Here is a 24,561-nt window from a genome sequence, read left to right as displayed (position 1 = left end):
CGGGTGGCCCTTGGGAAACGGGTGCCAAAGCACCCTCTCACCGGGAAGATCAGTTACGGGTTTGATCGACCAGCTTGTTCTTCTTGATCCAGGGCATCATCGCGCGCAGCTTTTCGCCGACGACTTCGATCTGGTGCTCTGCATTCAGGCGGCGGCGGCTGATCAGCGCGGGCTGGCCGGCAGCGGCTTCGAGCACGAAGCTCTTGGCGTATTCGCCGGTCTGGATATCGCGCAGCACTTGCTTCATGACCTTCTTGGTCTCGTCGGTCACGATGCGCGGGCCCGTGACGTACTCGCCGTATTCGGCGTTGTTCGAGATCGAGTAGTTCATGTTGGCGATGCCGCCTTCATAGATCAGGTCGACGATCAGCTTGAGCTCGTGCAGGCATTCGAAGTACGCCATTTCGGGCGCGTAGCCGGCTTCCACCAGCGTTTCGAAACCGGCCTTGATCAGTTCGACCGTGCCGCCGCACAGAACCGCTTGTTCGCCGAACAGGTCGGTCTCGGTTTCTTCGCGGAAGTTGGTTTCGATGATGCCGGCCTTGCCGCCGCCGTTGGCGGTGGCGTAGCTCAGCGCGAGGTCGCGCGCCTTGCCGGTCTTGTCCTGGTGCACGGCCACGAGGTGGGGCACGCCGCCGCCTTGGGTGTAGGTGCTGCGCACGGTGTGGCCGGGGGCCTTGGGAGCCACCATCCACACGTCGAGGTCGGCGCGCGGCTGGACGAAGCCGTAGTGCACATTGAAGCCGTGCGCGAAGACGAGCGAAGCGCCTTCCTTGATGTACGGGGCCACGTCGTTCTTGTAGACGTTGGCGATCTGCTCGTCGGGCAGCAGGATCATGACCACGTCGGCTGCCTTCACGGCGTCGGCGACTTCGGCGACTTGCAGGCCGGCCTTCCCGACCTTGTCCCACGAAGCACCGCCCTTGCGCAGGCCGACCACGACCTTGACGCCGCTGTCGTTCAGGTTCTGCGCGTGCGCATGGCCTTGCGAGCCGTAACCGATGATTGCCACCGTCTTGCCCTTGATGAGGCTCAGGTCCGCGTCTTTGTCGTAGTAAACCTTCATGTATTTCTCCTAAAAAATCTCAAGCACCCGCAGAGCGGGCGAATTTCACTCAGAGGCCGGAGGAATTCCGGTCCTTCATTTGCTGGTTGATGGACACGAGGCTGTCGTGGATGCGGAACAGCACGATGAGCAGTTCGCTGTAGATGCGGACACCGATGGCACCGAAGATCAGGAACGTGAAGGCCGGCAGGTACTGGCGCTGATAGAGCGCCGCCCCCGCAAGGACGATCACGCCCAGCAGGCCGAGGAAGTAGAGCACCCGCACGATCGCGGGAGTCACCATCCTGTCGAAACCGAGCAGACCTCGCATCACTTTTGCCTCATGTGTGGATGAACTGATGAACTGAGGGCGCCTTCACCCTCCTACACGCGCAGAATGCGCTCGCCGCGGCCGATGCCGCTGGCACCGGTACGGACAGTCTCGAGGATAGCGCTACGTTCGATCGCTTCCAGAAAAGCGTCGTTCTTGCCATGGTCGCCGGTGAGTTCGATGGTGTAGCTCTTATCGGTCACGTCGATGATGCGGCCGCGAAAAATTTCGGCCATGCGCATCATTTCCTCGCGCTCCTTGCCGACCGCGCGCACCTTCACCATCATGAGCTCGCGCTCGGTGTAGGCGCCTTCGGTCAGGTCGACGACCTTCACGACTTCGATCAGGCGATTCAGGTGCTTGGTGATCTGCTCGATCACGTCGTCGGAACCGGTCGTGACGATGGTCATGCGCGAGAGGCTCGCATCCTCCGTGGGCGCGACCGTCAGCGATTCGATGTTGTAGCCACGGGCCGAGAACAGGCCCACCACGCGGGAAAGAGCACCCGGCTCGTTTTCCAGCAGCACTGCAATGATGTGTTTCATGTTTGCGTGACTCCTCTTTTCGCCGCCCTCCCCCGCGCACGGTAATGCGCGGGCTTGGCGGGCAATAGATTCGTCAGTAAAAGTTGAACGAGAGAAAAATGCCCCGCGGATCAGAGATCCTCGGAACCCATCAGCATCTCGGTGATGCCCATACCGGCCTTCACCATCGGGAACACGTTCTCGGTGGGATCGGTGCGGAAGTCCATGAACACCGTGCGGTCCTTGAGCTTGCGTGCTTCGCGCAGCGCGGGCTCCACGTCTTGTGGACGCTCGATCAGCATGCCGACGTGGCCATAGGCCTCGGCGAGCTTCACGAAGTTGGGCAGTGCGTCCATGTAGCTGTGGCTGTAGCGGCCGGAGTATTCGATTTCCTGCCACTGGCGCACCATGCCCAGGTAGCGGTTGTTGAGCGAGCAGATCTTGATCGGCGTGTTGTATTGCAGGCAGGTGGAGAGTTCCTGGATGCACATCTGCACCGAGCCTTCGCCGGTGATGGTGAACACTTCCGAATCGGGCTTGGCGAGCTTGATGCCCATGGCGTAGGGAATGCCGACGCCCATGGTGCCCAGGCCGCCCGAGTTGATCCAGCGGCGCGGCTCGTCGAAGCGGTAGTACTGGGCAGCCCACATCTGGTGCTGGCCCACGTCCGACGTGATGTACGCGTCGGCGTCCTTGGTCATGTTCCAGAGGGTCTCGACCACGTACTGCGGCTTGATCACGTCCTTGTTGCCGCGGTCGTACTTGAGGCAGTCGCGCGAGCGCCAGGCTTCGATGGTCTTCCACCAGTCGGCCAGCGCGCCGGCGTCGGGCTTGGTGGTGCTCTCGCGGATCATCGAGATCAGCTCGGTGAGCACGTCCTTCACGTCGCCGACGATCGGGATGTCGACCTTCACGCGCTTGGAAATGCTCGACGGATCGATGTCGACGTGGATGATCTTGCGTTCGTTCTGCGCGAAGTGCTTGGGGTTGCCGATGACACGGTCGTCGAAGCGCGCGCCCACGGCCAGCAGCACGTCGCAGTTCTGCATCGCGTTGTTGGCTTCGATGGTGCCGTGCATGCCCAGCATGCCCAGGAACTTGCGGTCGCTCGCCGGGTAGGCGCCCAGGCCCATCAGCGTATTCGTGACCGGATAGCCGAGCATGTCGACCAGCGTGCGCAACTCGTTGGTGGCATTGCCCAGCAGCACGCCGCCGCCGGTGTAGATGTAGGGACGCTTGGCGGCCAGCAGCAGTTGCAGCGCCTTGCGGATCTGTCCGCCGTGGCCCTTGCGCACCGGGTTGTACGAGCGCATCTCGACTTTGTCGGGATAGCCTGCGTAAGGCGTTTTCTTGAACGAAACGTCCTTGGGCACGTCCACCACCACCGGGCCCGGGCGGCCGCTGCGCGCGATGTGGAAGGCCTTCTTCATCGTCATGGCCAGATCCTTGGGATCCTTGACGAGGAAGTTGTGCTTGACGATGGGACGGGTGATGCCGACCGTGTCGCATTCCTGGAAGGCGTCGAGGCCGATGGCGGCCGTCGGCACCTGGCCCGAAATGATCACCATCGGAATCGAGTCCATGTACGCGGTGGCGATGCCGGTGACCGCATTGGTCAGGCCAGGACCGGAAGTGACCAGCGCCACACCGACGTCGCCGGTAGCGCGTGCATAGCCGTCGGCCGCGTGAACGGCAGCCTGCTCGTGACGCACCAGCACGTGCTGGATGGTGTCCTGCTTGTAGAACGCGTCGTAAATGTAGAGAACTGCGCCGCCCGGATAGCCCCAGACGTACTGGACGCCTTCGACCTGCAGTGCCTTGACCAGCACTTCAGCGCCCATGAGTTCTTGCGTTGGGTTGCCTGCGCCTGAGGACGCGGCTGCTGCGGAAGCGATTTCCGCCTTGGAGATTTCCATGATCAACCTTTGTGTTATTTCGGGAACGAAATACCTTGGGTGCCCCTTGCCAACCCTTGTGGGGCCGCGCCAGGACTTGAGGCCAAAGCCATGGGCGGACTGATGTTCCGCCGGACCGTGACCCGTTTGCCTTTTGACTTGCAAGGCGGATTATGACATTTCCGGGCGTTCAGATTCGCTTCAGCTGCCTTGTAAAGCTACAAAGGCATAATCCGCGGCGATAAACACACACGCGACGTACGCAATCGCCAGACCCCTTTTCCCACGCGGCGCACCTTTCGCGCCCCCTCTCGCTTGGCAACTGAACAAGAACTCTCCGACTTCCTGAAAAGCGTCGAACGGCGCGCTTTCAAGCGCTCGGTCTACCACGTGCGGGATGAAGAAGCAGCGCTCGATATCGTGCAGGACAGCATGATGAAGCTGGCGCAGCACTACGGCGACAAGCCACCGGCCGAGTTGCCGATGCTGTTCCAGCGCATCCTGTCGAACTGCACGCTCGACTGGTTCCGCCGCCAGAAAACCCGGCGCGCCCTGTTCTCCAACCTCAGCGATTTCGAATCGATCGACGACGACGGAGATTTCGACCTGCTGGAGAACTTCGTCTCGCCGACCGACTCTAGGGAATCGGAGAGCGCCGAAGACACGACTCGCCGCGCCCAGGTCTTCCACGAAATCGAGGAACAGATCGCAGCACTGCCGGGTCGTCAACGCGAGGCTTTCCTGATGCGTTACTGGGAGGAAATGGACGTCGCAGAGACGGCCGCTGCGATGGGCTGCTCCGAGGGCAGCGTCAAAACCCATTGTTCGCGAGCCGTTCACGCTCTGAGCAAGGCGCTCAAGGCCAAGGGAATATCGCTATGAACACTAAGGTTCCAACATCAACTTCCGGCATCGCCGAAGACCAGTTCGGTCAGCGCGTGGTTGCCCGCCTTTCGGCTGGTAATCGGGAGTTGCCGCACGACATCGGCGAACGGCTTCGCGTGGCGCGCGCGCAGGCCGTGGCCGCGCGCAAGCTGCCTCCGCAGTTGCGAACCGCGACTGTGGCAGTGCAGTCGGGTCATACGCTCACGATGGGTGGCAGCTGGTGGACCCGCATCGGCTCCGTGGTGCCGCTGATCGCGCTCGTGGCCGGCCTGATCGCCATCAGTGCGATGCAGGAGGACGATCGCGCCAGCGAACTGGCCGAAGTGGATTCCGCGCTGCTGACGGGCGACCTGCCGCCCGCCGCCTACACCGACCCCGGTTTCGCTCAATTCCTGAAGGCCGACAGCGCCTCCGACTGAACCTTCACCAACCGAATGCGACGCCGTTCCATCTCCAGCGCGAACACCACCCATCCGTTGCGCCCGCTCCAGGCGGGCGCAGTCGTTTGGGCGGGTGCGCTTGCGGCCGCAGCCTTCGGCCTGACGCTCGCCAACGCCCAGCCCCCCACCGAGGCGGCGGTCAAGGGCTCGACCCCGGCAAGTTCCGCGTCGGCCACCAGCCCGAAGGCCATCTCGACCACAAAGCCGCTCTGGAGCGAACTCACGGCCGAGCAGCAGCAGGCCCTCAAGCCGCTAAGCGTTCACTGGAACACGCTGAATGTCGGCCAGAAAAGGAAATGGCTGGCGCTGTCTCGCAACTACGCGAGCATGTCGACCGAAGATCGGTCCACCCTGCACAGCCGCATGATCGAATGGGCTGCGCTGAGCAACCAGCAACGTGCGCAGGCTCGCCTGAACTTCGCCGAGGTCAAGCGCATTTCGCCCGACGAGCGCAAGGTCAAATGGGAGCAATACCAAGCCTTGAGCGAGGAAGAAAAGCGCAAGCTTGCGGAAAGCGCCCCGCCCAAGCCACGTGGGGCAGCCATTCCCGTGCGGCCGGTTTCGTCCCAGAAGCTCGTGCCGGTGCCGGCCGTCACGCCTGCAGGGCAGCACACGCCCAGAATCCTGCTGGCACCGTCGCCCGCAGCCGGGCCCGCAACGATCCTGGTGGCCTCGCCGCCGGAGCGCGCCCCCGCGGCAACGACGCCGGCGGTTTCCGTCACGCCTGCTGCACCCGCGCCAGCCAGCGCCGCGCCGGTTCCGGCGGAAGCCCAGGTACCGGCACCGTCTTCTGCGGCCGAGGCGCCTCCCTCTGCCCCCTGACCCCAAGGCTCCGATGGTTTCCAGCTCTCCCGAGGCGTCGGGCTCCGATCAGGCTGCCTCGCAGATTCCTCCAGCGACCCGCGCTCCTGTTTCGATAGTGCCGGGCCTCTGGCGCCGCATGGCCTGCTGGCTCTATGAGGGCATGCTGCTGTTCGCCGTGGTGTTCGTTTCTGGCTGGCTCTTCAGCACGCTGGGCCAGATGCGCGACGCCATGGATTCGCGGCGCCATCTTTTTCAGGCTTTTCTTTTCGTGGTGTTCGGCGTGTACTTCGTCTGGTTCTGGACCAAGGGCCAGACCCTCGCCATGAAGACCTGGAACATCCGCATCGTCGACGCACATGGACGGCCTGTCAGCCAGCGCCGGGCGTTGGTGCGCTACCTGCTGAGCTGGGTCTGGTTTCTGCCGCCGCTGGCCGCCATTGCGCCGTTCAAGCTGTCGGGCGGCGAATCGACCGTCCTGATTTTCGGCTGGGTCGCCGTCTGGGCGCTACTGGCGCGTTTTCACCCCGAGCGCCAGTTCTGGCACGACGCCTGGGCCGGCACACGGCTCATCACCTCCAAACCGATGAGTCGCCGATGAGTGCCTTGCCCAAACTTCCCGATCCCGCCGTCAATCCGCAGAAAGCCCGCAAGGGCCTCGAACGGGTCTGGCATGCCGCGCTGATCTCTCTGCACGGCCTGCGCGCCGGCTGGAGCGAGCCCGCTTTCCGCCAGGAAGCCATCATGTCGATCGTGATGATCCCGGCCGCCTTCTGGCTCGGGCGCGGCTGGACCGAGGTGGCGCTGCTCGCGGGCAGCGCGATCCTGGTGATGATCGTCGAGCTGCTCAACACGGCCGTCGAAGCAGCCATCGACCGCATCGGGCCCGAGTGGCACGACCTCTCCAAGCGCGCCAAGGACATGGGCAGCGCCGCGGTGCTGCTGTCGCTCACGCTCTGCGGGGGCATCTGGGCGGCGGCGTTGTGGCAACGCTTCGTGTCATGAGCAGGCCCGCGGGCTGCGGCATGATGGCAGGATGAATCCTGAATTTTCGATTTGCGTGTATTGCGGCTCGCGCCCCGGCGAGCGTCCCGAGTTTTCCCAGGCCGCGCAAGCGGTCGGCCAATGGATCGGCCGGCATGGCGGCCAACTGGTCTATGGCGGCGGCCGCACCGGCCTGATGGGCACGGTGGCCGAGGCCACCCGCCTCGCCGGCGGCCGCGTGGTCGGCATCATCCCCAAGGCGCTGGTCGACAAGGAACTGTCCAACCCGCTGTGCGACGAACTGCATGTTGTCGACACCATGCACGAGCGCAAGGCCATGATGGGCGAGCGCGCCGACGCCTTTGTCGCCCTGCCGGGCGGCATCGGCACCTTCGAGGAACTGTTCGAGATCTGGACCTGGCGCCAGCTCGGCTATCACGACAAGCCGACCGGCATCCTCAACACCGCCAACTACTACGACGGCCTGCTGGGCTTCCTGGCGCACAGCGTGCGCGAAGGCTTCATGGGCGATTGGCAGATGGAACTGATCCGCATCGGTACCGAGGTGCCCGAACTGCTCACGGCGCTGCGCGCCGAAGTGCCGCTCCACCCGCGCGAAGACAGGCTGTCGGAAAACCTCTGAGGCGCGCGGTTCGAAAAAAGCCCCCGTCGCCGGAGGCTTTTGCTTCAGACTGCGTTTTCGTTTTCTTCGCCGGTGCGGATGCGCACGATGCGCTCCACGTCGGTCACGAAAATCTTCCCGTCGCCAATCTTCCCGGTGCGCGCCGAGCTGACGATGGCCTCGATGCAGCGTTCCACATCGGCCTCGTTGACGACCACTTCCACCTTCATCTTGGGCAGGAAGTCGACCACGTATTCGGCGCCGCGATAGAGCTCGGTGTGCCCCTTCTGGCGGCCGAAGCCCTTGACCTCGGTGACGGTCAGTCCGGTAACGCCCACTTCGGCCAAGGCCTCGCGCACGTCCTCGAGCTTGAAGGGTTTGACGATGGCGGTGATCTGCTTCATGGTTTTTGCGCTCCGGCGGTTTCGTTGAATTTGCTGGTGATAGGGTAACGCCAATCCTTGCCGAAGCTTCGGTGGGTGACCCGGATGCCTACCGGCGCCTGGCGCCGCTTGTATTCGTTGATCCTGATGAGCCGCGCAACCCGCTCGACCACCGCGCGGTCATAGCCCGCGGCAATGACCTCGTCGATGCCTTCGTCGTCCTGCATGTAGCGTGCCAGGATGCCGTCGAGGATGTCGTAGGGCGGCAGGCTGTCCTGGTCGGTCTGGTCGGGGCGCAGCTCGGCGCTGGGAGGCCGCGTGATGATCCGCTCGGGGATCGGCGCTGCCCCCGTACCGTACGGGTCGTGGGCGTTGCGCCAGCGCGCCAGCGCAAACACGGTGGTCTTGAGCAGGTCCTTGATGACCGCGAAACCGCCCGCCATGTCGCCGTAGAGCGTGCAATAGCCGGTAGCCATCTCGCTCTTGTTGCCCGTGGTGAGCACGATGGCGCCGAACTTGTTCGACAGCCCCATCAGCAGCGTGCCACGGATGCGGGCCTGGATGTTTTCCTCTGCCGTGTCTTCGGGCCGGCCCTTGAACTCCTCTGCCAGCGCATCCTTGAAGGATTCGAAGGTGTGCTTGATCGAAATCTCGTCGTAGCGCACGCCCAGGCGGCTGGCCATGTCGCGCGCATCGATCCAGCTGATGTCGGCGGTGTAAGGCGAAGGCATCATCACCGCGCGGACCTTGTCCTTACCCAGTGCATCGACCGCGATCGCAAGCACCAATGCGGAATCGATGCCGCCCGAAAGCCCCAGGATGGCGCCCGGAAAACCATTCTTGCCGACGTAGTCGCGCACGCCCAACACCAGTGCGTCCCAGAGCTGGGCTTCAGCATCGCGCGGCGGTGCGATCGCAGCGGGCTCGGCCACGAAGCCGACGCTGCCCCGGGGTGTGCGCTCCAGCTGTGCGAAGACCAGCCCTTCCCGGAAGCTCTGCGCCTGCATGGCGGTGGCGCCGTCGGCCTGCAGCGCGAACGAAGCGCCGTCGAACACCACCTCGTCCTGCCCGCCGACCAGGTGCGCATACACCAGCGGCAGCCCCACGGCACGCGCCCGGTCGGCCATGCGCGCGATGCGCTCGCCTTCCTTGCCCACGTGGTAGGGCGAAGCATTGATCACCGCCAGCACCTCGGCACCGCCTTCGCGGGCCAGCTCGGCCGGCTGGTCGAACCAGGCGTCCTCGCAGATCAGCAGACCGACCGAGACCTCGCCCACCTCGAACACGCAGGTGCCCTGCCCCGGCGTGAAATAGCGGCGCTCGTCGAACACCTGGTAGTTCGGCAGTTCGCGCTTGGCGTAGGTTTCGAGGATGCGGCCCTCCTTGATGACGCTGGCCGCGTTGTGGCGCATCTGCACGGCCACCGAGCGGCTGCGCAGGCTGCCGCCGGTTGGATGCCCCACCACCACGACCATGTCTTTGAGGTCGGCCAGAGCGGCGGCAATGCCTTTCACGGCATCATCACAGGCTTCGGTGAAGGCGGGACGGAGGAACAGGTCCTCCGCCGCATAGCCGGCAATCGAGAGTTCGGGCGTCAACAAAAGACGCGCGCCCTGTGCATGGGCCTGGCGCGCGGCGTCGACGATCTTTTTCGCGTTGCCGGCGAGGTCGCCCACCACAAAATTGAGTTGCGCGATGGCGAGCTTGAGCGTCATACAGAAGGAAGAAAAAGGCTTGAACGATTATGTCATTCGGGTTCTGTCGTCGCCGTCGGACGTGAGCCCGGAAGCATGGAACGCGCTGCTGGCCGCCGAGGCCGAGCCCTCGCCTTTCATGCGCCACGAATACCTTGCGGCGCTGAACGACAGCCGCAGCGCCTCGCCGGACAGCGGATGGGTGCCGCAGTTCGTCACGCTGTGGCAAGGTGAGCAGTTGCAGGCGGCGTGCCCGTTCTACATCAAGGACCATTCCTACGGCGAGTACGTGTTCGACTGGGCCTGGGCCAACGCCTACGAACAGCACGGGCTGGCCTACTACCCGAAGGCCGTGGTCGCCGTGCCGTTCACGCCCGTGCCCGGCACACGGCTGCTGGCGCGCGACGCGCAGAGCCGCACATTGCTGGTGCAAGGGCTCGTCGCGCTGTGCAAACAGGAAGAACTGTCGTCGCTGCACCTGCTGTTCGGCGCCGAGGCGGACATCGCCGCCTGCACCGAAGCCGGCCTGATGCTACGCAACACCGTGCAATTCCACTGGACGAACACGGCACCCGCGGCCGGCACTGGCTACGCGGACTTCGACGCGTTCCTCGCCAGCCTCTCCCACGACAAGCGCAAGAAGATCCGCCAGGAGCGCCGCAAGGTGGCCGACGCGGGCGTGCGCTTCCGCTGGTCGCGCGGCACCGACATCTCGAAGGCCGATTGGGACTTCTTCTACCGCTGCTACGAACGCACCTACCGCGAGCACGGTAACCCGCCCTACCTCACGCGCGACTTCTTCCGGCGCATGGCCGGCACCATGCCCGAGGCCTGGCTGCTGTTCGTCGCCGAGCGCAACGGCAAGCCGATGGCCGCCAGTCTGATCGCCCTCTCGACGCAGTCTGACAGGCCGTTGGTCGCCTATGGCCGCTACTGGGGTGCGCTGGAGCGCGTGGACTGCCTGCATTTCGAGGCCTGCTACTACCAGCCGCTGGCCTGGTGCATCGAACATGGCGCCCAGCGCTTCGAGGGCGGCGCCCAGGGCGAGCACAAGATGGCGCGCGCGCTGATGCCGGTGAAGACCACCAGCGCCCACTGGCTGGCGCATCCCTCGTTCGCCGATGCAGTCGAGCGCTTCCTGGAGCGCGAGGGCGCGGGCATCGAGAACTACATGGACCACCTGGGCGAGCGCAGCCCCTTCAGGTCCGCCTGAGTTGCCATTCGGGGCTGCTATAAAGGCGCCCGATTCGACAACAACACAAAGAAACCAATGCCATTCTTCGGACTGGGGCTGCACGTCCTCATTGCGCTGTTCTTTGCCGTGCATGCGATGCGCCACGGCAAGCAGATGTACTAGCTCATCATCCTTTTCAGCTTCCCGCTGCTGGGCAGCATCGTGTACTTCATGGTCGAGTACCTGCCCGCCTCGCGCATGCAGCGCACCGCGGGCAAGGTGGCGAGCGCGGCCATCGGCTTCATCGATCCCGAGCGCGAATACCGTGCGGCCACCGAAGCCTACGACCTCGCGCCCACGGCCCAGAACAAGCTGCGCCTGGCCAAGGCCGCGCTCGACAAGGGCCAGGCCGCCGATGCCGTCGGCCACTACCGCGACGCGCTGAAGGGCCCGCTCGCCTCCGATCCCGAATTGCAATTCGGCCTCGCCAGCGCGCTGATGGCCGCAGGCGGCCCTTCGGCGGGTCGCGATGCCCTGCAGGCCTTGCAGACCCTGCGCAGCACGCGCGACGATTACCGCAACGACGAAGTCGCCGTGCTGACGGCCCGCGCCCTGGCGGCCGACAGGCGCAACACGGAAGCGCGCGAAGCCTTCGAAGCCGCATTGAGCAAGTACAACACGGTCGAGGCACGCGCCAGCTATGTGGTCTGGCTGGCGCAGCAAGGCGACGCCGCTGCGGCGCAGCGCCAATGGGACGAGCTCCAGCAGGCCGCGCGCCACTGGAACTCGCACGCCAGGTCGGTCAACCGCGAGTGGATGCGGCAGGCTGGCGATGCGATCCGGGGCTGATTACTTCTTGTAGGCGGCGATGCCGTCCAGGATTTCCTTCTTGGCGGCGTCGATGCCTTCCCAGCCCAGCACCTTGACCCACTTGCCGGCTTCCAGATCCTTGTAGTGCTCGAAGAAGTGGCTGATGGCCTTCAGGCGCATCGGGTTCACGTCGTCGACCGACTTCCAGTGGCTGTAGATCGGCAGCACCTTGTCGGTGGGCACGGCCAGCACCTTGCCGTCGACGCCAGCTTCGTCTTCCATCATCAGGATGCCCAGGGGGCGGCACGGCACCACCACGCCCGGCAGCAGCGGGTATGGGGCAATCACCAGCACGTCCACCGGGTCGCCATCGCCCGACAGGGTCTGCGGCACGTAGCCGTAGTTGGCGGGGTAGTACATGGCCGTCGTCATGAAGCGGTCGACAAAAATCGCGCCGGATTCCTTGTCGACTTCGTACTTGATCGGATCGGCGTTCATCGGGATTTCGATCACGACGTTGAAGGCATCGGGAACGTTCTTGCCAGGGGAAACTTTGTCGAAGGACATGACGTTTTTCGAGTAGTTGAAAAGTATGAGACGGATGGGGACAAACCCGGAGTTTACTTTCCGTGTCACCGGCCCGTCGCACGCTCGCTCGTTTTTGCCTGTAAATTGCAACCGTTGGCCAATCGGCTCCGCACCCCAGGTGCAGCGAGCTTCGAGGAAGCAACGCGGCGGAAAACATGGTCCCGTACGCGTTGCACGCAGGGCCCATGCTGTCCGTCTCCACAAGTCACAGCGAACGAATGGAGAAGCAAAGCATGATCGGCAACACCCCCCTGATACTGGCCATCGTCTGCGGCCTCGTGGCCGTGGCCTACGGTTTCTGGGCCCGAAGTTGGATTCTCGCGAAGGACGCCGGCAACGCCCGCATGCAGGAGATCGCGGCGGCCATCCAGGCCGGCGCCTCGGCCTACCTCGCCAAGCAGTACAGCACCATCGCCGTCGTCGGCGTGGTGCTCGCCATCCTCATCGCCATCTTCCTCGACCTGACCACGGCGGTCGGCTTCATCGTGGGCGCGGTGCTCTCGGGTGCCTGCGGCTTCATCGGCATGAACGTGTCGGTGCGCGCCAATGTGCGCACGGCGCAGGCGGCCACGCACGGGATCGGCCCGGCGCTTGACGTCGCGTTCCGCGGCGGCGCCATCACCGGCATGCTGGTGGTGGGCCTCGGCCTGCTGGGCGTGTCGGTCTTCTACTGGGTGCTGGCCGCTGGCGGCATTCCGGCCGGGGCCCACGGCCTCTCGGCCATCCTCAATCCGCTGATCGGCTTTGCCTTCGGCTCGTCGCTGATCTCGATCTTCGCGCGCCTGGGCGGCGGCATCTTCACCAAGGGCGCCGACGTCGGCGCCGACCTGGTGGGCAAAGTCGAAGCCGGCATTCCCGAAGACGACCCGCGCAATCCGGCGGTGATCGCGGACAACGTGGGCGACAACGTCGGGGACTGCGCCGGCATGGCGGCCGACCTGTTCGAGACCTACGCCGTGACGCTCATCGCCACCATGGTGCTGGGCGCGCTGATGGTCACCGCGGCGCCGACCAACGCGGTGCTGTATCCGCTGGCGCTGGGCGGCGTGTCGATCATCGCGTCGATCATCGGCTGCTTCTTCGTGAAGGCATCGCCGGGCATGGTCAACGTGATGCCGGCGCTCTACAAGGGCCTGGCGGTGGCGGGCGTGCTGTCGCTGATCGCGTTCTGGTTCGTCACCAGCTGGCTGATTCCCGACAACGCCATTGCCCCGAGCGGCAGCCAGCTCAAGCTGTTCGGCGCCTGCTTCGTCGGCCTTGCGCTGACGGCCGCCCTGGTGTGGATCACCGAGTTCTATACCGGTACCCAGTACAAGCCGGTGCAGCACATCGCACAGGCCTCGACCACGGGCCACGGCACCAACATCATCGCGGGCCTCGGCGTGTCGATGCGCTCGACGGCGTGGCCGGTGATCTTCGTGTGCATCGCGATCCTGACGTCCTATTCGCTGGCGGGCCTCTACGGCATCGCGGTGGCGGCCACGTCGATGCTGAGCATGGCCGGCATCGTGGTGGCGCTCGACGCCTACGGCCCCATCACCGACAACGCCGGCGGAATCGCCGAGATGAGCGAGCTGCCCGACAGCGTGCGCGCCGTGACCGACCCGCTCGACGCGGTGGGCAACACCACCAAGGCCGTGACCAAGGGCTACGCCATCGGCTCGGCCGGCCTCGCCTCGCTGGTGCTCTTTGCCGACTACACGCACAAGCTGGAGAGCTTCGGGCAGGCCATCAGCTTCAACCTGAGCGATCCGATGGTGATCGTCGGCCTCTTCATCGGCGGCCTGATTCCCTACCTCTTCGGCGCGATGGCCATGGAGGCCGTGGGCCGCGCTGCAGGCGCGGTGGTGGAGGAAGTGCGCCGCCAGTTCCGCGACATCCCCGGCATCATGGAAGGCACCGGCAAGCCCGAGTACGGCAAGGCCGTGGGCATGCTGACCGGCGCCGCCATTAAGGAAATGATGATCCCGTCGCTGCTGCCGGTGCTGGTGCCGATCATCGTGGGCCTGGTGCTCGGGCCGAAGGCGCTGGGCGGGCTGCTGATGGGCACCATCGTCACAGGCCTGTTCGTCGCCATCAGCATGTGCACCGGCGGCGGTGCCTGGGACAACGCCAAGAAATACATCGAGGACGGCCACTTCGGCGGCAAGGGCAGCGAGACGCACAAGGCCGCCGTCACCGGCGACACCGTGGGTGATCCCTACAAGGACACCGCCGGTCCGGCCGTGAACCCGCTGATCAAGATCATCAACATCGTGGCGCTGCTCATCGTGCCGCTGGTGGTGAAGTTCCATGCAGGCGATGCGGCAGCCGTACCGACGATGGCCGCGACGCCGCCGCCCGCGACGGCCCCCGCCGCCATGGCGCCGTCGACCCCGTCCACGCCTGCTGCTGCGGTCGCTTCAGGCGCCGTATCGGCCGCCGAGGCTGCCGCCGTGAAGGTAGAGAACGGCGTCGTGAAGTTCTACTTCGCAAGCGCCAGCGCCGAAGTCGCGCCCAACGCCAAGGAGGCACTGGCCGACGTCATCAAGGCCGTGCAGAGCGGCAGCACCGTGCTGGTGAGCGGCTACCACGACGCCAGCGGCGATCCCGCGAAGAACGCCGAACTCGCCAAGCAGCGCGCGATGGCCGTGAGCGATGCGCTCAAGGCCGCCGGCGCACCCGAGGACAAGATCGAGCTGGCCAAGCCCGAGCAATCGCAAGCCGATGGTCCTCCCACCGAAGCGCGCCGGGTCGAAGTGAAAGTAAAGTCCTGAGATGCCCACACCCGCCCGACTCGAATCTTTCATCGCCGCTGTCGAAGGCGGTGCGCATGCCCAAGCCATCGAGGACTTCTACACCGAAGATGCCACCATGCGCGAGAACCAGGCCGAGCCGCGGCGCGGCCGCAGTACGCTGGTGGCGCAGGAAACCGCCGTGCTCGAGCGCACCGAATCGGTGGCCTCCACCTGCGTGCACCCGGTGCTGGTGAACGGCGACCATGTGGCCATCCACTGGATCTTCGAGTTCACGTTCAAGGGTGGCAGCAGGATGCGCATGGAAGAGATCGCCTGGCAGCGCTGGGAAGGCGATCGCATCGCGCAAGAGCAGTTCTTCTACGATCCCGCGCAGAGAAAGCCGAGCTGAACGCTTCCGCGCAACGCCAACCTGAATTTCGGCTTCTAGCGCCTGCTCTCGGCCGCCACGGCCCGCACCAGCCGCGTGGCGGGCGCCACCAGTTCGCGCAGGTCGCCCGCGCGGTCCTGCTCGATGGCCTCCAGCACCAGTTCGTTGATGCCGCCGACCACCGTCATCGCCATCTCGCCCGTCAGGTGCACCCCGGGGTCTTCCGCGCCGGCACTGCCGCTGTTGATCGCCATCTGGATGAAGTTGGCGATCTCGTCGTTCACCCGGCGCCGCACCACGAGGCCGGGCATGCCGAGCCCCAGGATCTCGACGAACAGCGTGCGCAGCAGCACAGGGTCTTGCGCTAGGTAGTCGAAATACGCGGTCATGGCCTGCTCCACCTGCGCATGCCAGGGCTGCACCGGATCGAAGGCCTCGCTCACCGCCTGCAGTGCGAGGCGGCTGGCGGTCTCGTAGAGCGCGATCAGGCACTCGGTCTTGGTGCCGAAGTGTTCGTAGAAGGTGCGGCGCGACACGGCGGCCTCGCGCACGATGTCGGCAATGGTGGTTTCGGCGTAGCCCTTGGCGGCCACGGCATGCGCCATGCCTTGCAGCAGGCGCGTGTAGTGCTCGCTTCCGATGCCGTCGGCTGACTTGGAAGGCGCGGCTGTTTCGACGGTTTCACTCATGAACGGCACATTTTCCTACGCCTTGGTACTTGACAGTACCAACTTGCAATTGCACCATGGAGGCAAGCTGGTACGAAGACGTACCAGCCATTTCATCCCGTGCTTTTTTCCGAGGCTTGTTTTTCATGACTGATCTCGTGGTCCGCCGCCTTCTGATCGATTTGCAATCGCCCTTTGCCCGCGACTGGTGCGGCGGCGACGCATTCTCGACCGCTTTCTTCAACGCCCTGTCGATGAGCTTCCCCTTCGGCGAGCAATTCTTCATCGACGCGGTTCGCGATGCCGTCGCCACGCTGCCGACGGAAGTGCAGGAAAAGCATCGCGCCGACGTGCGCGGTTTCATCGGACAGGAAGCCACACACCGGCGCATTCATTCGCTCTTCAACAACCACCTCGAAAGCCAGGGCCTGGTGGATGGCTGGACGGCGCGCGCGGGCAAGCGCCTGGCGCTGATGGAGGACGCCGACCCGCGCCACGCGCTGGCGGTGACGGCGGCCACCGAGCACTTCACGGCGCTGTTCGCCGAATGGCTGCTGGCCCACCCCGAGATCCTCGACGGCGCCGAGCCCCGGCTGCGCACCATGTGGCTGTGGCACAGCGCTGAAGAACTGGAACACAAGAGCGTGGCCTTCGACATTTACAAAGCCGCAGGCGGCTCCGACGAATGGCGCAAACGGTGGTTCCGCCGCGTCACGATCATGTTCCTGAGCGACCTGATGCACCAGACCATCGACAACCTGCGCCGCGAAAAGCAGCTGTGGAAATGGTCGACCTGGAAGAGCGCGGCGCGCATCCTGCTGAACCGCGACGGTCTGCTGCGCGGCAACCTGGCCGGCTGGCGCAGCTACCTGCGCCCGGACTTCCATCCGATGCAGCAGGACAGCAGCCTCTCGGTGCGCTGGCTGGCGGACAACCGCGCACAGTACACGCCCGTAGGCGCGGCACCCGAGGCAGCGGCCGCGGGTTGACCGACAAGAAAGCTCAGTAGAAGTTGGCGCGTTGCGGCGCACCGCCGCTGGCCTGCTGGTGTTCGGGGCGCAGCGCCAAGTCGTGCAGGGTGTCGAAATCGGACGGAGCGTCCGGCACGCGCATCACCACTTCCAGCTCGTGCATCGAAGTGACCCAGCGGCCGGCCGGCGATTCGGCGGGCTCGTCGTTGGCGAACACGCCGTCGCGGATGTAGAGGGTCTCGCCCTCGGGGCGCTCGGTATGCAGCTCGATCAGGCGCGCGATGGAGAAGTTGTACGTCACGAGCTTCTCGCGCGTCTTGCGGTCCTTGCCGCCGCAATTGAACGAGCCTTCCGCGGCAATGACGATGCAGGAACCATCAACGCCTCCGTCCATCTCGATCTCGTTGCCCGAGCGCCAGATGGCGTTGGGCAGGCGCACGCGCACCTTGTCGATCACGAGGTCGCGCTGCTTGTTCAGGCTGCCAAGAGGCGGCACCAGCGAGCGCAATTGGCGCAGGCGCTCGGCGAAGTTGTCGTCCATCAGGAATTCGACATGGTGCGTGGCGCTGCCGGAAGAGCGCTTGACCACCTGTATGACCACGTGGCGCGACTTAGCCATGGCAGAGCCCCTTTGCAAGCGTTGAATTCCATGTCCCGCGAGGGGCGTCGACGGCGTGGCTGCAATTCATTGGAAATCGGCTACAAATTAGAACTTTTGAATTCATGCAATCACTTGCATCATTTGTTTCTAACTGTATAACGATTGGCGGCAATGGGGAAGGCCAATTCGTGACTTATGCACGCGGAAATGTCTCCAAAGTGCCTCCCTGATGTGCTATCAGGGTGTCCTTCACCGGACTCGGTCAATCCCCTATTCGAGGGATTCGTCGAGCGCCTTGCAGGAAGGCGCGCAAACGGTCTGGGACTTGCCCAGCACCTGGCGGGTGCGCAACTGCGAGCGCACGCGGTGCTTGCCGCACATGAAGCACGACATGGTCGCGCCACTGAACGACGCCGAGGCGCGAAACGGCGAACCGGGCGTCTTCGATTTGTAACGCAGGCCGTCCGCCACCACTGCCGTCTTCACTTCACCCTTCGCCATGCGTCTTGTCCTTGCTGTTCGGTTCGGCACGGCGCATCGCGCGTGCAATGGCTTCCCGGGCACTGGTTTCAGCCGCCAGGGAAGCGTCCAACGCCGAGCGGCAAAGCCCGGCGTACTGGTAGTTGAGGTTCTCGTACACCTCGGCCGCGGCCGGATAGGCATCGAGCAGGCGGCCGAGTTCGGCGCCCTGCTCGACATCCTCGAACTCATGCACGAGGTGTTCGACCACGGAACGGTACTGCTCTGCGCCAACAGGCACAGCGCTGTGTTCAAGCTTTTCCAGCAGTTGTGCCAACACGTGGGTCACTGCCAGATCGGTCTTGGGAGACGGATTATCGGTCGTGTTCATGGTTCGCATCTGGGGGCAGCATACGCCTATGCAAGTGGCTGCTCGCACGGGGAGGTCTCTGGCGCCCCGGTTTCCTGGGCCGCCTGCATCCGCTGGAGCAGGCTGTGCAGCATCTCGGTGGACAGCCCGTGGATCACCAGCCGATGCCCCGCCCGCAAAGTCGACAGGGGCACGAGCGGGTGCTTGTTGTTGACCAGAATGAGGTGTTCGGGCGCGGCCAGGATCGTGGCTGCGTAGATGCCGATGGTTTCGTCCAGCTGCAGGGAGTTGGCGGCGCGCCAGAAATCGTTGTCCGTCAGCATCAGCTGGTAAAGCGGCGTAAAAAGCTCGATTGCGCTTTGCAGGTCGAGAAAATTGAGCCTTCCCCGGGGCATGTCTTCCAGCCGCGGACCGGGCTCTTTGATCATCGAGAAATCGGCCAGCTCCGCCTTGCACAGCGCCACGCCCTTGTCGCGCAGCGCCTTGTTCAGCCGGATCACGAAGTTGAACAGGTTCAGGTCGTGCTTCAGGAACATCTCGTCCTTCAGCGCGTCGATGTCGGCCGGCTCCAGCGGGCTCGTCGCCACCGGGGCCGGCGAGTTTCGCCCGATGAAGGCCAGCACTTGCGAGCCCAGGTGAAAGTGCCGCAGGATCAGCCAATTGGCCTCCGGCGAAACAAAGCGCTTCAGCCCCCACGCGAGAAGTCGGTGCAGCAGCATCGAATGCGACCAGTTGCGCGGCACGAACACCTTCACGATCTGGATCAGGATGATCGTCAGCCGCGCGATCGGCCGCAGGAACGGCAGCAGGTACTGGCGCGAGGCCGAACTCGAATCGGCCAGCCACGCCGCCTTGACGTCGTCGGGCAGCGGCGTGCTCTGGTCGAGGTACAGCGCCAGCCAGGGACTGGGGTCGCGCTCGTCGTGCGCCTGGGTCAGGAAATCAGGTGTTCGGTCCATGGGGCCTGCGTTCGGTGATGTGCTGGAACTGCATCAGGTACAGCGCTGCCGTATGGCGCGCGGTGTCGGCTATCTGTCGAGCGGCGCGCGCCTGCCCCTCCACGGCCATGACCATCTCGACCGCCGTGAGCCAGCGGCTCAGGTGATGCTCGTCGTTGTGGCCGTGGTACTCGAGGAAGCGGAAGGCGTCGGGCGGCAGCTTCAGGCCGGACTTGAGCAGCGGCAGCAGCGCCGGCACGATGCGCTGGCCCGTGCCCTCGATGATGTAGATCGCGCCCAGCAGCCCGATCGGGTCGCGCGTGGCGGCCAGGCCATGCAGATAGGCGTTGAGCGCCTCGCCGCCGGGGTTGCGGCGCAGGTCCTCGATGGTCTCGACGGTGCCGCCGGCTTTGCGGTAGTCGCTGAAGAGGATGTTGAAGTCGTTCTGCTCCTCCCCCGCGTGCACGCCGATCAGCGAGGCCAGCATCTGGTACGGCTCGCTCAGCGAGGCGGCGCCTTCGCGCATCCACAGGCTGCCTTCGCGAACCTGGGGCACCCATTGCTCCATCCAGTTCAGGTAGTCGGGCACGGCAAAGCGGCGCTCGCGGATCTGGCGGACCAGCGGCGTGCGCCAGACGCGGGAGCGGTAGTCGTGCCAGATGGCGGCCAGTTCGGTCAGCAAGGCGCCGAGGCCTTCGGGCGCGGCGGCTGGGTCGTGCGGGGGCGCGATCACGAGGTCGTCGTCAGGCGCCACTGCCGCCGCGCGCGGTGCGGCAACCACCGGCACGGCATCGACCGCCTCTACTTCGAGCAGCATGTACGCTGCCATGAAGCGCCCCGACTCTGGCACGTAGCAGAAGATCTGCTCGCCGGGCTTCAGCGCCTTGGTGTGCAGGAATTCGGCCAGCATCACGAGGATCGACGCGGCCCCGGTGTTGCCGCGCCAGGCGAGGTTGCTCCACCAGCGCTCGCGCGGAATCGACAGGTCGGCCTTGGCCATCAGGTCCTCGACCACCGGGATGAATTTTTCCGACGAGTAGTGGCAAAGAAAGTGATCGACCCGCTTCGGATCGACCCAGCCGTCGCGCACGAGACCCGCGTACTCGTGGATGCCGATGTCGAACAGGTGCGGCAGCAGACGGATGTCCTGGCGCAGCGACAGCGCGCCTGCAGCTTCGGCCTCGGCCCAGGAGCCGAAATCGAGGTGGCCGCGTGCCCGGTCTTCGGTCAGCCCGAGCTGCATGCACACCGGATAGTCGCCCGAGAAAGCGCGCTGGTGCACCCACTTCAGCTTCAGCCGCAGCCCCGGTGCGCCGGCCAGTGCAGGCGTACCGTCGGACAGCAGCAAGGCGCCCGCGCCATCGGACAACATCCAGCGCAGGAAGTGCGAGTCGAAGTCGGTCTCGTAGCCGCGCGCCGCGAAGCGCGAGCGCTTGAAGAGGCGCGACGGCATCTCGCTGGCCACCGCCACCGCCGAGCGGTGCGCCCCCAGCTCGATGCCCTGCGCAGCTGTCTGGATCGCCGACACGCCCGCCGCGCAGATGCCGTGCACCGAATGCGTCTCCATCGGCTGCGCCGCCAGCTCGCCCTGGATCATGTTGGCAAAGCCTGGCATCAGCGTGTCGCCGCCCGACGAGCCGCTGGCCAACAGCGACACGCGCGACAGCTCCGCGCCGCCCCGCCGCAGGCAGTCGCGGATCGCACCGGCCGCCAGTTGCGCATTGGTGTGGCGGGCCACGCCTTCCTCGTCGATGGCGTAGTGCCGCGTGAGGATGCCGTTCTCCGCCAGGATGCGCCGCTTGATGCGCTCCGACATGCGGTTGAGCGGCGCGATGTAGGCGTCCATGCGGTCGTTGGGAATGGGCTCGCCCGGCATGAAGTAGCCGGCGCTTTCGAGGTAGACGCGTTGAAATGAGACAGGCATGGTTCAGTTGATGGATGAATCGGGAGGCATCAGCGGGCGGCTGCGAAAACGCGGCCACACGGCCCCCAGCAGGAACACCCGCACCATGTACGGCACCAGCCCGCCCTCGTTGAGCACGGGATCCACCTGCGCGCGGTAGCGCGTGCGATGCAGGCGGGTGAGCTCGGACCAATGGGCATGCGGGTTCTCGTGGTGTGCGGTGTGCAGGCCGATGTTGAACAGCAATGGGTTCACCAGCCCCTCGAAATTGCGGGCGTAGTTCAGCCGGCTACCCGGGGTATCGCCCTGCGCCTCCTTGCGAGGAGCCTTCCGGCCGTCGGCGTGGGCATGCTGCAGATAATTGGTCGCCAGCAGCCAGTGCAGGCCATGCAGCTGCGGCACGATGACGAAGAGCAGCGCCTTGCGCCAGTCGAGCGCCAGCAGCACCGCCCAGCTGGCCAGCCACAGCGCGTACTGCGCCATGCAGTAGCGCCACGCGCCGCGCCTGTGCAGGCGCAGCCGGGCAAGCCACGCGAAGAACACCGGTATCAGCGCCCACACCGCCTGGAACGGATGCAGAAGGTAGCCCCGCAGGTGGTTGGTATCGCCGCCGAAGCGGTAGGTGCGCGCCACGTCCTTCGGGCCATGGCGATGGCGGTGATGATTGGCGACGTGCGCGGGCCAGAACACGAAGGTCGGATGGCCTTGCAGCAGCGTGATCCAGAAATCCGTCAACCGGTTCATGCCCCGCCCCCGCCACATGCGCAGATGCACATGGTTGTGGTGGATCACGCCGACGCCGAGCGTCAGGAACAGCGTCAGCCCATACAGCGGGACATCGAAGCCGTGGAACCACTGCCACGCAGCCAGCACAGGCAGCGCGACGAGATAGGCAAGGCTCTGCCAGTCGCGCCAGTGACGCAGCCGCGGCAGGTGGCGGCTCGCGTCAGGCCGTGGTCGCGCCATGCTTCTTGCGAAAGGCCTGGAGAACCGGCTCAACTGCATCGGCCGCGACACGCGTTCCGAACAGCCGGTCCATGAACGTGAACTGAAAACCGTAGTTGCCGTTGTGCACGGCATGGTGCAGATGGTGCCGGCGGCTCGCCGCGAACCAGTGGCTGTACGACACGCCCGTGAAGAAGTCGTAGTTCGAATGCCCGACGCAGTTGAAGAACAGGCTGAACACCGGCACCGCCGCGAGCGACCAGAAGCTGAAGTCGTGCACCACCATCGGCAGCAGGATCACGTTGCCGAGCATCAGCGCCTCGACGGGGTGAAAGCTGTAGGTGGCCCACGGCGTGGTCACGAACGAGCGGTGGTGCGGCCCGTGAAAGCGCCGCAGCCAGCGCGTGTGCAGCAGCCGGTGATTGATCCAGAAATGCACGTCATTCCAAAAGGCGAGCGCGAGGATCTCGACCGCGACCTGCGGCCACCCCGCATCGCCGTCGAGCCGCGCCCAGCCCAGCTGCAGCACCCCCCATGGAAACACCATGCCCAGCCCGAAGATCAGCACCGACACCCCCGACTGCCCCAGTTCGCGCCGCAGCTGCCCCGGCTGCAGCGGCCGAGGATCGAGTTCGCGCCCGATGCCCAGCGCGGGCAGCATGCGCTTCGTCAGCAGCCACGTGAGGCTGCCAAAACAGAGATAGATGCCGCCGAAAAAAAGCACGCCCCACAGCATGACCTGCGGGGCGGACAACGAGGTGAAAGTCTGCGCCATCCCCCGAGGCTACAACAGCATCTCGGGAACGATCGGCGCAATGAGCATGTTGTAGAAGCGCTGGAAGAAGCCCGATTCGGGCTCCGAAGTCAGGATCATCTCTTTCTCGCCATCGTTCGTCAGCCATTGCAGCGTGCCGGTGTCCTTGGCCAGCCGCAGCCGGTAGGAATTCTGCAACTTGCTGATGTTGATGACGCGCAACATCTCGCGCGCCAGCTGCGGGCTGTCGACCACCACCCCCATCTCGGTGTTCTGGCTGGCCGAGCGCGGATCGAGATTCATCGAGCCGATGAAGATGCGCGTCCTGTCGATCGCAGCGGTCTTGGAGTGCAGCCGCCCCAGCGACTTGCCGAACATGCCGAAGCGCTCGCCCGCGCTGGTGCGCTGCGGACTCAGTTCGTAGAGGTCGGCGCCGCTTTCGAGCAGCCGCTGGCGATAGCGCGCATAGCCGGTGTGCACCAGCGGCTCGTCGTTGGCCGCCAGAGAATTGGTCAGCAGCGTGAGCTTGACCTTGCGTCTGGCCAGGTCCTCGAAAGCCTCCATGCCGCGCTCGCCCGGCACCAGGTAGGGCGAGGTCAGGTCGACCTCGGTCTTGGCGTCGAGCAGCAGCGCCCAGACCTTCATCGTCACGCTGGTGGCGATGGCCTCGTCGGCGGACATGGTCGCGGGCTTGGTGGGCGGGTCGGCGATGGCGCGGGCCTCGCCCCACAGCAGGCCCATGCGGCCGCCGTCGAGCTCCTCGGCAATGGGCCCGTAGCCGAGGATGTCGGATGGCGGCAGCACGATCTTCGGTGGTGGCGCGGCCATGCCCACCCAACTGTCGAAATCGGCGCCGTTCGGCTTGCGGCCGCCCTCGCCCGTCACGATGTCGGCAATCGGCCAGACCTGCACGCTGTTCCAGTAGGCGTCGAAGATCGATTCGAGCTGCGGCACCACCTTGCCGATCACCAGCGCATCCATGTCGATGAAGTTCTGCGCCTCGCTGAGCACGAAATACTCTTCGGCGATGTTGCGCCCGCCCACCACCGCCATCACGCCGTCAGCAATGAAGAGCTTGTTGTGCATCCGGTGGTTGAGCCGCGAAATCTCCCACGGCGACGCCGCGAAGCGCGACAGGAAGCCGTTACGCCCGCAGCAGAACGGGTTGAACAGGCGCACATCGACATTGGGCGTCTCGGACAGTGCCAGTAGCAGCTGCTGGCTCTTGACGGTGTACAGGTCGTCCACCAGCACCCGCACCTTCACGCCGCGCATCGCTGCCTCGCGCAGCGTGCGCAGCAGCAGTCGGCCGACCGCATCGTTCTCGAGCTGGTAATACTGCACCACCAGCGAGCGCTGGGCCCGCTGGGCGAGTTGGATGCGTGCGTCGAGCGAATACACGCCCAGCGGCATCAGCCGGAAGCCCGAGTGCTCGCCAGGCGGCGTGGATGCGGCGGCGATCTTCGCGAGCGTGGTCGACGGGTCGGCAGAGGAGGCAAATTCGGCGGGCCGTTCCCGCGCCGGCGGCAGTGAACCGCAGGCGCCGAGCGCCGCAATCAGGGCGCCAGCGAGCGCGAGGCGCAGAAGCGAGAGGCAGGCGTTCATGATGGTGCTTCCATGGCGTGGTTCTTCTCGTCGTTTCTTCAATTGTTCTGCTCAATACGCGGGCCG

27 protein-coding genes are annotated in these 24,561 nt (G+C 65.1%); 11 read left to right on the top strand and 16 right to left on the bottom strand.

The features are described from left to right. Positions 1-49: 49 nt before the first annotated feature. The 4 genes from ilvC to ACEOAB_RS12895 all read right to left on the bottom strand — a co-directional run bounded on the left by ilvC (position 50) and on the right by ACEOAB_RS12895 (position 3,816). Positions 50-1,066 (bottom strand): ketol-acid reductoisomerase, encoded by a 1,017-nt coding sequence (gene ilvC / locus ACEOAB_RS12910; protein ID WP_056599164.1) that lies wholly within the window; start codon positions 1,064-1,066, stop codon positions 50-52. Positions 1,067-1,115: 49 nt separating this feature from the next. Next, positions 1,116-1,376 carry a DUF4282 domain-containing protein gene (locus ACEOAB_RS12905; protein WP_007834235.1) on the bottom strand — a complete coding sequence of 87 codons (261 nt, stop codon included), beginning with the start codon at positions 1,374-1,376 and terminating at the stop codon, positions 1,116-1,118. A gap of 53 nt (positions 1,377-1,429) precedes the next feature. Beyond that, positions 1,430-1,921: an acetolactate synthase small subunit gene (gene ilvN, locus ACEOAB_RS12900; RefSeq protein WP_007834236.1), complete on the bottom strand. Its 492-nt coding sequence runs from the start codon at positions 1,919-1,921 to the stop codon at positions 1,430-1,432. A 110-nt stretch (positions 1,922-2,031) separates the two neighbouring features. Further along, positions 2,032-3,816, bottom strand: coding sequence for an acetolactate synthase 3 catalytic subunit (locus tag ACEOAB_RS12895; protein ID WP_413747989.1), 1,785 nt, complete (start codon positions 3,814-3,816; stop codon positions 2,032-2,034). Between the two features lie 294 nt (positions 3,817-4,110). Between ACEOAB_RS12895 and ACEOAB_RS12890 the strand changes: the two genes are divergently transcribed. The 6 genes from ACEOAB_RS12890 to ACEOAB_RS12865 are packed head-to-tail and all read left to right on the top strand — an operon-like array spanning position 4,111 to position 7,548. After that, positions 4,111-4,677: an RNA polymerase sigma factor gene (locus ACEOAB_RS12890; RefSeq protein ID WP_042673514.1), complete on the top strand. Its 567-nt coding sequence runs from the start codon at positions 4,111-4,113 to the stop codon at positions 4,675-4,677. Beyond that, complete coding sequence (locus ACEOAB_RS12885; RefSeq protein ID WP_056599169.1) at positions 4,674-5,099, top strand: DUF3619 family protein; 426 nt, start codon at positions 4,674-4,676, stop codon at positions 5,097-5,099. Before ACEOAB_RS12890 ends, ACEOAB_RS12885 begins: the two co-directional genes overlap by 4 nt. A 15-nt stretch (positions 5,100-5,114) precedes the next feature. After that, entirely contained in the window at positions 5,115-5,942 is an 828-nt protein-coding gene (locus tag ACEOAB_RS12880) for a DUF3106 domain-containing protein (RefSeq protein WP_413747988.1), read from the top strand. 13 nt (positions 5,943-5,955) lie between these two features. Beyond that, positions 5,956-6,522: an RDD family protein gene (locus ACEOAB_RS12875; protein ID WP_413747987.1), complete on the top strand. Its 567-nt coding sequence runs from the start codon at positions 5,956-5,958 to the stop codon at positions 6,520-6,522. Further along, complete coding sequence (locus tag ACEOAB_RS12870) at positions 6,519-6,926, top strand: diacylglycerol kinase (protein ID WP_413313164.1); 408 nt, start codon at positions 6,519-6,521, stop codon at positions 6,924-6,926. The genes ACEOAB_RS12875 and ACEOAB_RS12870 overlap by 4 nt, the downstream gene beginning before the upstream one ends. Positions 6,927-6,957: 31 nt before the next feature. Continuing rightward, entirely contained in the window at positions 6,958-7,548 is a 591-nt protein-coding gene (locus tag ACEOAB_RS12865; protein ID WP_413747986.1) for an LOG family protein, read from the top strand. Between the two features lie 44 nt (positions 7,549-7,592). On the opposite strand, the gene ACEOAB_RS12860 is transcribed toward ACEOAB_RS12865, so the two are convergent. Together ACEOAB_RS12860 and ACEOAB_RS12855 are read right to left on the bottom strand one after the other, a co-directional pair. Further along, positions 7,593-7,931, bottom strand: coding sequence for a P-II family nitrogen regulator (locus ACEOAB_RS12860; RefSeq protein ID WP_007834250.1), 339 nt, complete (start codon positions 7,929-7,931; stop codon positions 7,593-7,595). Then, a complete protein-coding gene (locus tag ACEOAB_RS12855; protein WP_413747985.1) occupies positions 7,928-9,625 on the bottom strand; it encodes an NAD+ synthase in 1,698 nt (565 codons plus the stop codon). The genes ACEOAB_RS12860 and ACEOAB_RS12855 overlap by 4 nt, the downstream gene beginning before the upstream one ends. 19 nt (positions 9,626-9,644) lie before the next feature. Between ACEOAB_RS12855 and ACEOAB_RS12850 the strand changes: the two genes are divergently transcribed. After that, entirely contained in the window at positions 9,645-10,817 is a 1,173-nt protein-coding gene (locus ACEOAB_RS12850; RefSeq protein WP_413747984.1) for a GNAT family N-acetyltransferase, read from the top strand. A gap of 183 nt (positions 10,818-11,000) precedes the next feature. After that, the gene (locus ACEOAB_RS12845) at positions 11,001-11,627 is read left to right on the top strand and encodes a hypothetical protein (RefSeq protein WP_413747983.1); all 627 of its coding nucleotides are present in this window, start codon (positions 11,001-11,003) and stop codon (positions 11,625-11,627) included. Here the strand turns inward: ACEOAB_RS12845 and ppa are convergent, their stop codons facing one another. After that, positions 11,628-12,155, bottom strand: a complete 528-nt coding sequence (gene ppa, locus ACEOAB_RS12840) for an inorganic diphosphatase (RefSeq protein ID WP_056518061.1) — start codon at positions 12,153-12,155, stop codon at positions 11,628-11,630. Positions 12,156-12,409: 254 nt separating this feature from the next. Between ppa and ACEOAB_RS12835 the strand changes: the two genes are divergently transcribed. Next, positions 12,410-14,932: a sodium-translocating pyrophosphatase gene (locus tag ACEOAB_RS12835; protein WP_495653766.1), complete on the top strand. Its 2,523-nt coding sequence runs from the start codon at positions 12,410-12,412 to the stop codon at positions 14,930-14,932. A 1-nt stretch (position 14,933) separates the two neighbouring features. After that, positions 14,934-15,302, top strand: a complete 369-nt coding sequence (locus ACEOAB_RS12830; protein WP_413747981.1) for a nuclear transport factor 2 family protein — start codon at positions 14,934-14,936, stop codon at positions 15,300-15,302. A gap of 35 nt (positions 15,303-15,337) precedes the next feature. On the opposite strand, the gene ACEOAB_RS12825 is transcribed toward ACEOAB_RS12830, so the two are convergent. Next, the gene (locus tag ACEOAB_RS12825; protein ID WP_413747980.1) at positions 15,338-15,970 is read right to left on the bottom strand and encodes a TetR/AcrR family transcriptional regulator; all 633 of its coding nucleotides are present in this window, start codon (positions 15,968-15,970) and stop codon (positions 15,338-15,340) included. A gap of 125 nt (positions 15,971-16,095) precedes the next feature. Between ACEOAB_RS12825 and ACEOAB_RS12820 the strand changes: the two genes are divergently transcribed. Beyond that, a complete protein-coding gene (locus ACEOAB_RS12820) occupies positions 16,096-16,938 on the top strand; it encodes a metal-dependent hydrolase (protein WP_056599384.1) in 843 nt (280 codons plus the stop codon). A 13-nt stretch (positions 16,939-16,951) separates the two neighbouring features. Here ACEOAB_RS12820 and ACEOAB_RS12815 read toward each other — a convergent pair whose 3' ends face one another. The 8 genes from ACEOAB_RS12815 to ACEOAB_RS12780 all read right to left on the bottom strand — a co-directional run bounded on the left by ACEOAB_RS12815 (position 16,952) and on the right by ACEOAB_RS12780 (position 24,495). Beyond that, positions 16,952-17,539 carry a hypothetical protein gene (locus tag ACEOAB_RS12815; protein WP_413747979.1) on the bottom strand — a complete coding sequence of 196 codons (588 nt, stop codon included), beginning with the start codon at positions 17,537-17,539 and terminating at the stop codon, positions 16,952-16,954. 252 nt (positions 17,540-17,791) lie between these two features. Further along, positions 17,792-18,022, bottom strand: a complete 231-nt coding sequence (locus ACEOAB_RS12810; RefSeq protein WP_007836713.1) for a hypothetical protein — start codon at positions 18,020-18,022, stop codon at positions 17,792-17,794. Further along, entirely contained in the window at positions 18,009-18,371 is a 363-nt protein-coding gene (locus ACEOAB_RS12805; RefSeq protein WP_413747978.1) for a hypothetical protein, read from the bottom strand. The genes ACEOAB_RS12810 and ACEOAB_RS12805 overlap by 14 nt, the downstream gene beginning before the upstream one ends. A 26-nt stretch (positions 18,372-18,397) precedes the next feature. Beyond that, positions 18,398-19,309: a DUF6999 family protein gene (locus ACEOAB_RS12800; protein ID WP_056599205.1), complete on the bottom strand. Its 912-nt coding sequence runs from the start codon at positions 19,307-19,309 to the stop codon at positions 18,398-18,400. Continuing rightward, on the bottom strand, positions 19,293-21,212 hold the full coding sequence (locus tag ACEOAB_RS12795; RefSeq protein WP_413747977.1) for an iron-containing redox enzyme family protein: 1,920 nt from the start codon (positions 21,210-21,212) through the stop codon (positions 19,293-19,295). Before ACEOAB_RS12795 ends, ACEOAB_RS12800 begins: the two co-directional genes overlap by 17 nt. 3 nt (positions 21,213-21,215) lie before the next feature. Next, on the bottom strand, positions 21,216-22,157 hold the full coding sequence (locus ACEOAB_RS12790; protein ID WP_056599211.1) for a fatty acid desaturase: 942 nt from the start codon (positions 22,155-22,157) through the stop codon (positions 21,216-21,218). After that, positions 22,138-22,911: a sterol desaturase family protein gene (locus ACEOAB_RS12785; protein ID WP_056599214.1), complete on the bottom strand. Its 774-nt coding sequence runs from the start codon at positions 22,909-22,911 to the stop codon at positions 22,138-22,140. The genes ACEOAB_RS12790 and ACEOAB_RS12785 overlap by 20 nt, the downstream gene beginning before the upstream one ends. 9 nt (positions 22,912-22,920) lie before the next feature. Then, positions 22,921-24,495, bottom strand: coding sequence for a phospholipase D family protein (locus tag ACEOAB_RS12780; RefSeq protein ID WP_056599217.1), 1,575 nt, complete (start codon positions 24,493-24,495; stop codon positions 22,921-22,923). Between the last annotated feature and the right edge of the window lie 66 nt (positions 24,496-24,561).

The organism is Variovorax sp. Varisp53, from assembly GCF_059491555.1.
The sequence above is the reverse complement of the archived record's forward strand: the minus strand, read 5'-3'. Positions and strand labels throughout refer to the sequence as shown.

Coding starts and splice junctions, on each gene's coding strand:
- ilvC (WP_056599164.1), bottom strand. CDS start 1,066: ATGAAGGTTTACTACGACAAAGACGCGGACCTGAGCCTCATCAAGGGC.
- ACEOAB_RS12905 (WP_007834235.1), bottom strand. CDS start 1,376: ATGCGAGGTCTGCTCGGTTTCGACAGGATGGTGACTCCCGCGATCGTG.
- ilvN (WP_007834236.1), bottom strand. CDS start 1,921: ATGAAACACATCATTGCAGTGCTGCTGGAAAACGAGCCGGGTGCTCTT.
- ACEOAB_RS12895 (WP_413747989.1), bottom strand. CDS start 3,816: ATGGAAATCTCCAAGGCGGAAATCGCTTCCGCAGCAGCCGCGTCCTCA.
- ACEOAB_RS12885 (WP_056599169.1), top strand. CDS start 4,674: ATGAACACTAAGGTTCCAACATCAACTTCCGGCATCGCCGAAGACCAG.
- ACEOAB_RS12880 (WP_413747988.1), top strand. CDS start 5,115: ATGCGACGCCGTTCCATCTCCAGCGCGAACACCACCCATCCGTTGCGC.
- ACEOAB_RS12875 (WP_413747987.1), top strand. CDS start 5,956: ATGGTTTCCAGCTCTCCCGAGGCGTCGGGCTCCGATCAGGCTGCCTCG.
- ACEOAB_RS12870 (WP_413313164.1), top strand. CDS start 6,519: ATGAGTGCCTTGCCCAAACTTCCCGATCCCGCCGTCAATCCGCAGAAA.
- ACEOAB_RS12865 (WP_413747986.1), top strand. CDS start 6,958: ATGAATCCTGAATTTTCGATTTGCGTGTATTGCGGCTCGCGCCCCGGC.
- ACEOAB_RS12860 (WP_007834250.1), bottom strand. CDS start 7,931: ATGAAGCAGATCACCGCCATCGTCAAACCCTTCAAGCTCGAGGACGTG.
- ACEOAB_RS12855 (WP_413747985.1), bottom strand. CDS start 9,625: ATGACGCTCAAGCTCGCCATCGCGCAACTCAATTTTGTGGTGGGCGAC.
- ppa (WP_056518061.1), bottom strand. CDS start 12,155: ATGTCCTTCGACAAAGTTTCCCCTGGCAAGAACGTTCCCGATGCCTTC.
- ACEOAB_RS12835 (WP_495653766.1), top strand. CDS start 12,410: ATGATCGGCAACACCCCCCTGATACTGGCCATCGTCTGCGGCCTCGTG.
- ACEOAB_RS12830 (WP_413747981.1), top strand. CDS start 14,934: ATGCCCACACCCGCCCGACTCGAATCTTTCATCGCCGCTGTCGAAGGC.
- ACEOAB_RS12825 (WP_413747980.1), bottom strand. CDS start 15,970: ATGAGTGAAACCGTCGAAACAGCCGCGCCTTCCAAGTCAGCCGACGGC.
- ACEOAB_RS12820 (WP_056599384.1), top strand. CDS start 16,096: ATGACTGATCTCGTGGTCCGCCGCCTTCTGATCGATTTGCAATCGCCC.
- ACEOAB_RS12815 (WP_413747979.1), bottom strand. CDS start 17,539: ATGGCTAAGTCGCGCCACGTGGTCATACAGGTGGTCAAGCGCTCTTCC.
- ACEOAB_RS12810 (WP_007836713.1), bottom strand. CDS start 18,022: ATGGCGAAGGGTGAAGTGAAGACGGCAGTGGTGGCGGACGGCCTGCGT.
- ACEOAB_RS12805 (WP_413747978.1), bottom strand. CDS start 18,371: ATGAACACGACCGATAATCCGTCTCCCAAGACCGATCTGGCAGTGACC.
- ACEOAB_RS12800 (WP_056599205.1), bottom strand. CDS start 19,309: ATGGACCGAACACCTGATTTCCTGACCCAGGCGCACGACGAGCGCGAC.
- ACEOAB_RS12795 (WP_413747977.1), bottom strand. CDS start 21,212: ATGCCTGTCTCATTTCAACGCGTCTACCTCGAAAGCGCCGGCTACTTC.
- ACEOAB_RS12790 (WP_056599211.1), bottom strand. CDS start 22,157: ATGGCGCGACCACGGCCTGACGCGAGCCGCCACCTGCCGCGGCTGCGT.
- ACEOAB_RS12785 (WP_056599214.1), bottom strand. CDS start 22,911: ATGGCGCAGACTTTCACCTCGTTGTCCGCCCCGCAGGTCATGCTGTGG.
- ACEOAB_RS12780 (WP_056599217.1), bottom strand. CDS start 24,495: ATGAACGCCTGCCTCTCGCTTCTGCGCCTCGCGCTCGCTGGCGCCCTG.